Origin of the sequence: Agriterribacter sp. (assembly GCF_035445465.1) — a bacterium.
In the GTDB taxonomy this organism is placed as follows: Bacteria; Bacteroidota; Bacteroidia; order Chitinophagales; family Chitinophagaceae; genus Agriterribacter.
On sequence record NZ_DAOMQT010000028.1, the window covers coordinates 51,511 to 62,496 of the forward strand.

11 protein-coding genes are annotated in these 10,986 nt (G+C 39.5%); 8 read left to right on the forward strand and 3 right to left on the reverse strand.

Translation table 11 applies throughout. From position 1 onward, the window contains the following. The 8 genes from PLE34_RS14040 to PLE34_RS14075 form a co-directional block, all read left to right on the forward strand. Positions 1 to 267: hypothetical protein (locus PLE34_RS14040; protein ID WP_324557966.1), on the forward strand; the 267-nt coding region annotated here is incomplete at its 5' end. Positions 268 to 552: 285 nt separating this feature from the next. Beyond that, positions 553 to 936, forward strand: coding sequence for a hypothetical protein (locus PLE34_RS14045; RefSeq protein WP_324557967.1), 384 nt, complete (start codon positions 553 to 555; stop codon positions 934 to 936). 2 nt (positions 937 to 938) lie between these two features. Further along, entirely contained in the window at positions 939 to 1,586 is a 648-nt protein-coding gene (locus PLE34_RS14050) for a sigma-70 family RNA polymerase sigma factor (protein WP_324557968.1), read from the forward strand. 16 nt (positions 1,587 to 1,602) lie between these two features. Further along, positions 1,603 to 2,241 (forward strand): GTP cyclohydrolase I FolE, encoded by a 639-nt coding sequence (gene folE, locus PLE34_RS14055; RefSeq protein WP_324557969.1) that lies wholly within the window; start codon positions 1,603 to 1,605, stop codon positions 2,239 to 2,241. Between the two features lie 6 nt (positions 2,242 to 2,247). Next, on the forward strand, positions 2,248 to 2,913 hold the full coding sequence (locus tag PLE34_RS14060) for a ferredoxin reductase domain-containing protein (RefSeq protein WP_324557971.1): 666 nt from the start codon (positions 2,248 to 2,250) through the stop codon (positions 2,911 to 2,913). Positions 2,914 to 3,133: 220 nt separating this feature from the next. Then, positions 3,134 to 4,396, forward strand: a complete 1,263-nt coding sequence (locus PLE34_RS14065) for a c-type cytochrome (RefSeq protein ID WP_324557972.1) — start codon at positions 3,134 to 3,136, stop codon at positions 4,394 to 4,396. A gap of 149 nt (positions 4,397 to 4,545) precedes the next feature. Continuing rightward, on the forward strand, positions 4,546 to 7,776 hold the full coding sequence (ccsA, locus tag PLE34_RS14070; RefSeq protein ID WP_324557973.1) for a cytochrome c biogenesis protein CcsA: 3,231 nt from the start codon (positions 4,546 to 4,548) through the stop codon (positions 7,774 to 7,776). A gap of 101 nt (positions 7,777 to 7,877) precedes the next feature. Further along, positions 7,878 to 8,144: a hypothetical protein gene (locus PLE34_RS14075; protein ID WP_324557975.1), complete on the forward strand. Its 267-nt coding sequence runs from the start codon at positions 7,878 to 7,880 to the stop codon at positions 8,142 to 8,144. A gap of 161 nt (positions 8,145 to 8,305) precedes the next feature. Here PLE34_RS14075 and PLE34_RS14080 read toward each other — a convergent pair whose 3' ends face one another. The 3 genes from PLE34_RS14080 to PLE34_RS14090 all read right to left on the reverse strand — a co-directional run bounded on the left by PLE34_RS14080 (position 8,306) and on the right by PLE34_RS14090 (position 10,935). Continuing rightward, the gene (locus PLE34_RS14080) at positions 8,306 to 8,674 is read right to left on the reverse strand and encodes an MmcQ/YjbR family DNA-binding protein (protein WP_324557976.1); all 369 of its coding nucleotides are present in this window, start codon (positions 8,672 to 8,674) and stop codon (positions 8,306 to 8,308) included. 109 nt (positions 8,675 to 8,783) lie between these two features. Then, the gene (locus PLE34_RS14085; protein ID WP_324557978.1) at positions 8,784 to 10,751 is read right to left on the reverse strand and encodes a VCBS repeat-containing protein; all 1,968 of its coding nucleotides are present in this window, start codon (positions 10,749 to 10,751) and stop codon (positions 8,784 to 8,786) included. Between the two features lie 34 nt (positions 10,752 to 10,785). Beyond that, on the reverse strand, positions 10,786 to 10,935 hold the full coding sequence (locus PLE34_RS14090; protein WP_324557979.1) for a hypothetical protein: 150 nt from the start codon (positions 10,933 to 10,935) through the stop codon (positions 10,786 to 10,788). Positions 10,936 to 10,986: the final 51 nt, after the last annotated feature.

The following is a 10,986-nucleotide window of genomic DNA, read 5'->3' on the forward strand; positions in this document are numbered from 1 at the left end:
CAACGGCTTTTGATGAAGACCCCGGCGCGAAGCTTAAATTACAGGCGGGTTCATAGCAGCATCAATTACCAGGTGCCTCATCACGTACACATCCAAAAAGGGCCGCAAATTAAACGATGGAAAAACCATTACAAACCACGTCAACAAAAAAGGGATGAACAATTAGAAGCCTTCAACTGCGCATTTGCGACAATTCCAGTTAACCTCAACCCATATATTCAACTCTCCTACGGTTTTTGTAACCTTTCCATTCTTCGGTTACTCTAATAGATATAAAGCAACTTAAAAGTAAAAAAAGAAAAGGTTAACAATCATTTTTGTCTTAATTATAACGGCTTCTGCTGTAAATGCACAGCAAATGTATCATTCAGAAATGAAAGGTGTTACTTTCTACTAAGTTGCAGAAAAGCGCAAAATATCAAGAGTTAAACAAAGCCATGCGGGAGTTATGGTCAGCTCACATGTAGTGGACTCTACTAACTGCAGATGCATTTTATAATGACCACAAAGAGATGGATGCCAAGCTTAATCGCCTATAAACAGATAATAAAAATGGAATCAAATAATTCACAACAGGCATTGAAACAAACATTCAATCTATTAAAGTACACTTTCGTTATTGTTCCTATTGTTGCGGGAGCAGACAAATTCACTAACCTGCTGACCCATTGGGAACAGTACGTTAATCCGTCAATCGCAAGTCTTTTGCCGTTTTCCGCTTCGGTTTTTATGATGATTGTGGGCATTATTGAGATTGCAGCAGGCATCATTGTACTGAAAAGAACCCAAATCGGCGGGTACATCGTTGCAGGGTGGCTGACAGTAGTGGCACTGACATTGTTAATTGGCTTCACTTATATAGATGTAGCAGTACGTGACCTTGTAATGGCGATTTCAGCCCTATCAATGGCAAGAATATCTAAAATCGTTGCATAAATATGGTTCAGTTAGAAAATTTTACCGAAGCAGAAATTATCGGACGGGTTATAGACGGGGAAAAGGCTCTCTATGAAATTATAGTCAGACGCTTCAATCCTTATCTATATAAAATCGGGAGGTCGTATAACTACAATCACGAAGATACACAGGACTTAATGCAGGAAACCTTCATTGATGCGTATAAGAACCTGCTGCAGTTTGAAGGTCGTGCCGGGTTTAAAACGTGGATTATCCGGATAATGATGAACAATTGTTATAGGAAACGGGGGAAGGCAAGTTTTAAAAACGAAATTATGCAAGATGCAAACGAATATTCAACGCCAATGTTTAGTAATAGGAATAACGATCCCGACAAGATAATTCAAAATCGTGAGCTGGGGCATATTGTCGAAAACGCTCTTCGGAAAATTCCTTTTGATTACCGGATGGTTTTTTCGTTACGTGAAATAAACGGATTAAATGTTTCAGAAACCGCAGAAATGTTAGGTATTAGTGAAGCAAATGTAAAAGTTAGGTTGAATAGAGCGAAAATAATGTTACGGAGAGATATAGAAAACGCTTATTCTGCCAATGAACTCTTTGAATTTAATTTGATTTACTGCGACCCAATGGTAGAAAACGTAATGCATAAAATAAATAAACTCTGACTATTAAATACAGGTAATGATAAATACAGAATTGGACGAAACCATAACAGATATGCTCATGCACAGCAATGCTTCTGAATTGAGCGATAGTGAAAAGATAAAAAAAATAGAGCACCATTTTGCTCAAATAATGCATACACTCGGACTTAATCTTTATGATGACAGCTTGTGCGGAACGCCAGGAAGAGTGGCAAAAATGTTTGTAAAAGAAATGTTCAGCGGATTAAACCCTGACAACAAACCCGAAATCAGTTTATTTAAAAATAAATACGGTTATAAGAGAATGCTGATTGAAAAGGACATTACGTTGTACTCTAATTGTGAACATCATTTTGTTCCGATAATTGGAAAGGTACACGTTGCTTATATTCCCGACAAGCAGGTTATCGGGTTGTCAAAAATTAACCGATTGGTACAGTATTATGCCAAACGTCCGCAAGTACAGGAACGGCTAACAATTCAAATTTCGGAAGCATTAAAGGAAGCATTGCAGCATAATGATGTGGCGGTTGTAGTTGAAGCCGACCATTTATGCATTGCTTCAAGAGGCATTAAAGACACCAACAGCATAACACATACCGCTCAATATTCGGGACAGTTTGAGAACGAAACTATCAGGCAGGAATTTCTATCCCACATTTACAACAAAAGATAATTCATAATGGAACAAGTTAAAATAATAGCCATTGAGCATCTTACACACGACGTACTTAAAATTGTTGCTGAAAAACCGGCATCAATAAACTATCAGCCCGGGCAAGCCGTGGACATATCTATAAGCAAGCAAAACTGGGAACAAGAGCTAAGAGCATTTACATTTACTTCTTTGCCTGATGATGAGTACATAGAATTTACCATTAAAACATATTCGTCACGCAATGGCGTTACAGCACAACTACTTTCGCTTAACAAAGGAGATGAAATGCTAATTCATGATGTTTTTGGTGACATAACATACAAAGGTGAAGGCATTTTTATTGCAGGCGGAGCAGGCGTTACGCCATTTATTGCCATCTTAAAACAACTTAAAAAAGAAGACAAAGTGGGTAATAACAAGCTCATCTTTGCCAACAAAACAAAGGCAGACATTATCCTCGAAGACCAATTTCGTCAACTCCTGGGCAACAATTTCATCAATATACTATCTGACGAAAAAATCGCAAATTATGAACACGGTTTTATTTCGGCAGACCTGATAAAAAAACATACAAACGAACATTCCCAATATTTCTATCTCTGTGGACCTGAACCAATGATGCAGGTAGTAGAAAAGCATTTATCTTCTCTGGGTATTGCGGATAGTTTTATCGTAAAGGAAGCGTTTTAATGTCGTTAAAGCAGCAACAGAATAATAAACCATCATAATGTTAACATCAGCAACAAAACCCTGTTAATTATTTAAGATATGCACTTGCAGCCTAATCACACAATGGTGCAAGTTTATTTTTTGGTTTTTGTAACCTAAGCAAAAGTGATTTACTCTAACTATGTAAACACTTTGAAAAGAAGTTGCACATTACTTACAAACGTTTAAATAAATTAATATCATGAGATCAAGATTAACACTTTTGGGAATGGCTTCACTTATAGTCATTTCTCTGTCTAACTGTAAAAAAACGGATAATGATCATCGCCAGGATGCAGGTGAAGGCGACTTGAGTTTACCTGCATTAGACCCCGCATTGGTTAATCAGGGAAAGGACATATTTCGCTATGAAACTTTTGGTGACGAAACTACCTGGACAGATGTTTTAAAAATGAACCAGGTAATTGAAGCAGCCGTAGACCCTACAACTGCTTTGAGTGTTGGTTTAAAGGTAGATGCATCTGCATTACCCGCTGCGGTTGTTACAGGTGTTCAAAACGGCTCAATAAGTTTAACCGATCCTCAAACCACACTTGCTTTGCTTCAACTGAATGCGGTAGTAGGTGTTAAAGGTCAGGTGAGTACAACCACTGAAGGAACTTTAAAGTTAGATCGTGTGGGTATTACTTGCGCTTTATGTCACTCTACTGTTGACAATTCATTTGCTCCGGGTATTGGAAATCGTTTAGATGGTTATCCCAACAGAGATTTAGACCCTGGCTTTATTATTTCTTTATCACCATCACTGAGCGCTACTCAAAAGGCTGTTTATGCGTCATGGGGTAAAGGTAAATATGACCCAAGGTTTAATCATGATGGGCTGAATAACCCTGTGGTAATACCGCCTGCTTTTGGATTATATGGTTTGCCTAAAGCCATCTTTACCGGAGATGGTGATGTTCAACATGAATCAGTTGGGCCTGTTGCCTATTGGAACCGTTATGTTGCAGTAACCCAGATGGGTGGCCATGGAAAATTCAACGATACTCGTATTAGTTTCAATGTAGATAATACCGGCGGCGGAGCTGATTTGGTAACAGATAAATTGCCTGCATTGCAAGCTTATCAATTTTCACTTGCCGCTCCACAGGCGCCGGCAGGTTCATTTGACGCTACTGTGGCGGCAAGAGGGAAAATTTTGTTTAATAACAAGGCCCAGTGTGCTACGTGTCATTCAGGCCCCCGGTTTACTGACGTTACGAATGGAGGAATACTTCATCCCCAAAGTGCTTCTGTAGCCACCGATAAAGATTATGTGAACCGCTCAGCTACAAAACAATGGAGAGTTACACCGCTTAAAGGGATATGGCAACATGCTCCCTACTTTCACGATGGTTCAGCCGCAACTTTATCAGCAGTTGTAGATAAATATAATACATCGAAAAGCCTGGGCCTAACCACTCAGGAAAAAACAGATCTTACTGAATATTTAAAATCACTCTAATTATGTAAGGTTGTCTTGTATCTCCTGGGAGGTTAAAGACTCCCGGGAGATTTACTTTTTAAAAGACACCTGAATTAGATAGCAACATGAGAAGCCGTATCAAATATTTTGCAGGAATGGTGTATTTGCATGGATAAACGAAATAAATAATGACTCGCATAGAAAGATTTTTTTTCTCTACGAAAACAATGACTGCATTGTTATTCATTTTTGCCTGCTCTATGGCAGTAGCCACTTTCGTAGAAAATGACTATGATACGCCAACAGCAAAAATGCTGATTTATAATGCCAAATGGTTTGAGATACTAATGCTGTGGATCATCATTATTTTTGTCTTCAACATTAAAATCTATCAATTAACAAAAAAAGAAAAATGGCCCATTCTGATTTTTCACATTGCATTCATTCTAATATTCTTAGGTGGTGCAATAACACGCTATTTGGCTTTTGAGGGGCAAATGCCTATAAAAGAAGGTGAGACCTCTAATGAAATCATTAGCGACCTTACCTACATCAAAGTAAATATTAATGATGGCGTAAAATCTATTACTTATGATCAGCATCCTTATACGATGTCGTACTTTAATGAAAAAAATACAAGATGGCCATTTAAAAGAAATTTCAGAGAAAGTTATGCGTTTGATAAAAAAACAGTCAAAATAAAATCTCTTGATTATATCCCACTTGTTAAAGATTCTATACAAAAAACAACCTCAGGTCATAAAATTCTTACTATCATAACAACAGGGCAGAGCGGACGAGAGAATAATTATATTTTCAATGGTGAGATAAAAACTATAGGGGGTATTTTATTCAGCTTCAATAACCCGGTTCAGGGAACGGTGCAATTAATAGAAAAAGGAGATAGCATAATGATTAACCCGCCTTTAGCCGGGCAGTACATGTCTATGCAGGGCCAACAGGCAGGAGTAGTTACCGATACTGCTTTACTGGCACAACAATCAGGAACAATAAAAGCAAATGAGTTAACCTCATTGGGTTTCAGAACGCTTTATACAATCAATAATACAAACTTTATTATACCCAATCCTGCATTTGCCGGCAAAATTGTCTATTACAGCGGCGATAAAAGCAATATGACAGATAAAGATCTTTTAAGTATGGTGAAGCTGGAAATTAGTTCCGGAAATGAAAAAGATACTGTTATAGTGCAGGGTGGAAAAGGCATAACTGCCTACAGCGTTAAAACCAATATTAACAGATTGGAAATTGCGATTGGTTATGGTTCAAAATTGATAAAAACGCCCTTTTCACTTCGTTGTGATGATTTTAAATTAGACCGCTATCCGGGCTCTAACAATGCTTCTTCCTATGAAAGCAGGGTAACCGTTATTGATGATGCAAAAGAAACGCCGCATCATATTTACATGAACAATGTTATGGACTACAGTGGTTACAGATTCTTTCAGGCAAGTTATTTCCCCGATGAATCAGGTACTATTCTTTCTGTAAACAAAGACTGGTGGGGAACAAGAATTACCTATACCGGCTACTTCTTTTTATTCCCTGGGATGTTCCTTACACTCTTCCGGAAGCGAACTCATATTTGGAAATTGAATCAACGGCTGAAAGACATACATAGGAAAGTTGTAGTACTAATTCCTGTGATATTGATGATCTCTTTTGCCAATGCTCAAAATTCAGTACAAGAAAGGATCGACACCTCACATGCTCAAAAGGAAGTAGAACTATTTTTCAAACAGGGTGAATTAGGTGGTAAGGCTATAAGTACAAATCACGCTGATAAGTTTGGCCACCTGCTGGTTCAGGACTTTCAGGGTAGAATAAAACCAATGGATACACATACATTAGAATTGCTGCGTAAGATTTATAAAAAGGATAAATACGAGCTGCTATCACCTGTGCAGTGGTTTTTATCTATGCAACTCGATCCGGCTTACTGGTTTGTTCAGCCAATGATATATGTAGGCAAAAAAGGCGGCGATGAACTGGCTAAAGAAACCGGCGCTAATGCAGATGGCTATACAACTTTTGCCAATTTGATGGATACCGCCACGGGTGAATTCAGGTTGCAAAATCAGTATAAAGCATCATTCAGCAAACGTAAGGCAGAACAATCAAATTATGATAAAGAACTGATAAGTGTAACAGAACGATATAATATTTTCGGCAATATTATTTACGGGTATTTTACTAAGATTATTCCGGTTAGAAACGATCCGTCACATACATGGAGAAGTTGGGTCTATAGCTCTGAGAATAATCCTGTAGCACTTGATTCGGCTGCTTATGCATTTATTGCACTTTATTTTAATGACGTAAAACAAAGTTTGCAAACCGGAAACTGGGAAAATACCAATGAAATATTAGCGAGCATTAGCAACTTTCAAAAAACATGGAGTAAGGACATCATTCCATCTGATACAAAAGTTAATTTGGAAATCCTGTATAATCATGCAAATATCTTCCTGTGGCTGATGGTTACTTATAGCCTTTTGGGAATTTCAATGATCATACTTGGTTTTGCAGAAGTATTATCATCAGGTTCTAAAATTAATCACGCAGTTCGGATATTAACTAAAGTATTACTCGGCATAATAGTTCTTGCTTTGGCAGTGCAGGTTGTGGGGCTGGGTGTTCGTTGGTATTTATCGGGGCATGCGCCATGGAGCAATGGCTATGAAGCCATTATTTTCATTTCATCAATTGGCGTATTAGCAGGATTATTGCTTTATAAAAACAGAAATGCGTTTATTCCTGCTGCAGGTGCATTAGTCGCTATGATTATGATGGGCTTTGCACATGGTGGTTCTATGCTTGATCCGCAGATTACACCTTTGGAACCGGTATTGAAATCATATTGGTTAATGGTGCATGTAGGTATTATTACTTCAAGCTATGGTTTTTTTGGTCTATCTGCTCTTATCTCAATAATCTCTTTGATTCTATTCTGTATAAAGCCTACTGCAAAAATTCAAAACTCCATTCAGGAGTTGACGATTGTGAATGAAATGGCTGCTGAGATTGGATTGTTTGCACTAACTATCGGAACTTTCTTAGGTGGAATTTGGGCAAATGAGAGTTGGGGGCGTTACTGGAGTTGGGACCCGAAAGAAACCTGGGCATTTATTTCCATAATTTTCTATGCTACCATCCTGCATTTCAGGATGGTGCCGGGGCTGAAGGGTAAATGGACTTTTAACGTAGCAGGCATGTGGATGATTTGGACAATTATCTTTACTTATTTCGGCGTAAACTACTACCTGTCCGGATTACACTCTTATGCTGCCGGAGACCCGATGCCAATACCTATCTGGATTCCGGTTACTGCTGTTATGATGCTCGTTTTGTCTGTAGCCTCCTATTTGAGTGAACGAAAATACTATCGCAAGCAATAATGGCTTTTTATTAATACATCTCTTAAAAAGCGGGATAGTCTATCATTTTGAAGACGGGGGATTGGTACTTAGTTTCAAAGGAATACAATTTATTTTAAGTTATGAATATCCGAACTACTCCTTCTATAAACGAAACGTTCTTGGAAATTTTGATAAATTGTAAAGAACGAAAAAGAAACGCTGCTATGCTTTTGGATGCTAAAGGGATGATTAGGGCTGAAGGATTAATTAGGGCAATATACTTAGATGTTCCAAAACCTTACCTGGAATTGGAAAGCGGAATAAAAGTCATTATAAAAACTATCAGAGCAGTAAATGGCTATTTTTCACCATCATTTTCAGAATATCATGTATCACGGAATAGATAGAACTTATAATTGTAAAACTAACACAGCCAAATACTAAAACTGTTATCCAGCAGCAGGCCAGCCGTGCAGCATGGAATATCCTTTCGTTCAGCGCCAGGATCTCATGGCTATTCGTAAAGGCTTTTGATGAAAATCCCTGTGTTAATCCATAGGAACTCTTGTTAGCGGTTCGTTGTTTTTCGTTCGCTGTAATTTGGTCTAACCTGGTCAGCAAGTTTTTTAGATGCTACTTCACAATATGCTGTTGTTAATGCGTCAGTAAATAAGTCTTTATGCACTTTCCTCATTTCAACTAGTGTCCAGCCCTGTTTGCCCCATTTATTCTCCAATGGATAAATTATTGCCTTGCCGGCAGCAGAAAAAACGTTTTGGTCAATTTCTGATAATTTAATACAAGCCCTTTTATTCTTATCGTCATAGGTCACAAAAATTTTCTTCTTCACTCTGAAAGATGTTTTTTCAAAATGAGGTTCTTCTGTCACTTCGGGAAATGATAAGGCTAAGTTTCGTAATGTATCAAGTGTTACCATCTAATAATTTACTTTTTTACAGGCGTTAGATGCGTCAAAACGCAAAGCCATTTATTATGCTCTCTTTACGCAATAAAATTTATTTTTAAGCAGTTTTGTGCAACTCAAATTACCTCTTCATAAGATATAAATACCCATCTTCCGCGCCAATCAGCAGGCCCCGGGCAGCGTTCGTTCCCCAGCTTACCATCGTTGGACTGGTAGTATGGCCCGCAAGTACCTTATCGCTTACCTGCCCCGTTTCCTCAAAATATACCTTTCCGTTTTTTTCTCCCAGGTTTAGTAATACGGAGGCATTCAGGCTGTTTAATACAATATCGGGTTTGCCATCATTATTCCAGTCGGTAATGGTAAGCTTTACCCTTCCGCTGGCGCCATAATCCTTTACATTTAATCTTAACAGTCCCGGCTCATTTACTATAACCTGGTGCTTCGAATCAAAACCGGATGACCGGCTACCGTAAAAGATCCTTTGCCCCGGCTTTAGCAGCAGGTTGCCTTTTGCATCAGCAAAGCGTTCAAAATAAGCCAGGTATCCTTCATGATCCAGCATCACCAGGTCCATCATTCCATCTCCATTCCAGTCGAAAGCGCATGGTGTAGTTCGCCATTGCGTAACCAGTTGATCAGGGTTAGCTTTAAACCAGTTCCATTTCGGCTGCTTTGGCGCAATTCCCTGCCAGTCTGTTTTCACGTCCTGTATACTCCCCAGCACGGGCGCCCCCTTTTTACCCATATTTTTATACCACTGCACCTTTCCCCAAATCGAATTGATAATAATATCTTTCAAACCATCGCCATCCCAGTCGGCTACCGACAGCGTGGTATAACCCCATTTAGCTTCGGCAGGTCCCTGGATAGATCCATTATAGCCAGCCTGTATACGAATGGTTGTACCACCGGCTTTTAATAATACCGGCGCAGCCCAGCGTGGCATACCATCATTATTTCCCAGGTTTTCAATAAACCCGATATAGCCGGCCGAATTTCCGGCAATAATGTCTTCATCGCCATCATCATCCCAGTCTATACTATAAGGTGTAACCAACGCGCCAAATTTTATATGATCTGCCTGCTGCTTAAAATAAACAGGTGACCTGAATACCGGCATGCCTTTTTTTACTTTTCCTGTATTCCTGATAAAAGCCACGCGGCCGTCTTCATCGCCCACTACCAGGTCTACATGCCCGTCTCCATCAAAATCAACGGCAACGGGAATGATCATTTCAAGATCCATTGTAATCATCCCACCTCCGTTGCTTAATATTTGTCCTTTCGCATAAACCGGTTTTTCCCTTGTTCCGGTATTCTCAAACCAGGTTAGCTTGTCGAGGAACTCGCCGCATATTAAGTCAAGATCACCATCGCCGTCAAAATCGGCGAAATTAGGAGACGGTGCGCCATACTGATCAATTTCCTTACCCCCGGCCTTTATCCTTCCCTGGTTAACATATACCCCATTTACATTTTCTATTAAGTACACATAACCATGAAGCGGCCCATTCACCCATTTTCCTTTACTGTTAAATGCATTGTCCCAGCCGTAATCGCTCCAGTCATCTACGCCCACTATTATATCAACGTCTCCGTCATTGTCGTAGTCCACCAGCTTCCACTGGTTAAACCGGGGCTGTTTTTTAAAATCCTTTAAAATTTCCCGGATAGGAAACAGGGAATCCTTTTCGGCGCCGGCTGTTTTTTTAAAATTAATGAGCTCATAACCCGGAATCAATACCCTGGGCTGGTTATTGACATAAGAAACCTGCACATCTTTCAAAGCTCCCGTTAAACGCCGCCCGGGTGAAAATACAGGCTCCGCCCCACCCGTGAGGTTTTCAAAGAAATAAGTTCCGTTATAGGGCTTATCCGGACAGGAAACCAGCAGATCCATATCACCGTCGTCATCAAAATCCATAGGCATCGGCCAGGCCCATAATCCAACACCAAGATCCACCGTTAGGCCGGGATTATTGTATTTGATCATTACCAGGTTGCCGGTATCATGGGTTTGAGCCATAGAAGTATCCACGAACAGCATCCCCGCAAAAACAATCCATAATGTAAAGCAGTTCTTCATTTTAATTTTTATGAATGCCGTTTAGCTAATGTGATCATACCCTGCGAAAAGAGAGCCAGATCGGGCATTTTTTGGTTACAAATTTTTCGTTCAGCGCCAGGGTCTCATGACTATTCGCAAAGGCTTTTGATGAAGACCCCGGCGCGAAGCTTAATGTGATCATACCCTGCGAAAGGAGGATCATACCGCTGATTTTTTGTTTACAAGCTTTGGTATTTCATAGCATCGCCTGTTG

Coding starts and splice junctions, on each gene's coding strand:
- PLE34_RS14045 (WP_324557967.1), top strand. CDS start 553: ATGGAATCAAATAATTCACAACAGGCATTGAAACAAACATTCAATCTA.
- PLE34_RS14050 (WP_324557968.1), top strand. CDS start 939: ATGGTTCAGTTAGAAAATTTTACCGAAGCAGAAATTATCGGACGGGTT.
- folE (WP_324557969.1), top strand. CDS start 1,603: ATGATAAATACAGAATTGGACGAAACCATAACAGATATGCTCATGCAC.
- PLE34_RS14060 (WP_324557971.1), top strand. CDS start 2,248: ATGGAACAAGTTAAAATAATAGCCATTGAGCATCTTACACACGACGTA.
- PLE34_RS14065 (WP_324557972.1), top strand. CDS start 3,134: ATGAGATCAAGATTAACACTTTTGGGAATGGCTTCACTTATAGTCATT.
- ccsA (WP_324557973.1), top strand. CDS start 4,546: ATGACTCGCATAGAAAGATTTTTTTTCTCTACGAAAACAATGACTGCA.
- PLE34_RS14075 (WP_324557975.1), top strand. CDS start 7,878: ATGAATATCCGAACTACTCCTTCTATAAACGAAACGTTCTTGGAAATT.
- PLE34_RS14080 (WP_324557976.1), bottom strand. CDS start 8,674: ATGGTAACACTTGATACATTACGAAACTTAGCCTTATCATTTCCCGAA.
- PLE34_RS14085 (WP_324557978.1), bottom strand. CDS start 10,751: ATGAAGAACTGCTTTACATTATGGATTGTTTTTGCGGGGATGCTGTTC.
- PLE34_RS14090 (WP_324557979.1), bottom strand. CDS start 10,935: ATGATCCTCCTTTCGCAGGGTATGATCACATTAAGCTTCGCGCCGGGG.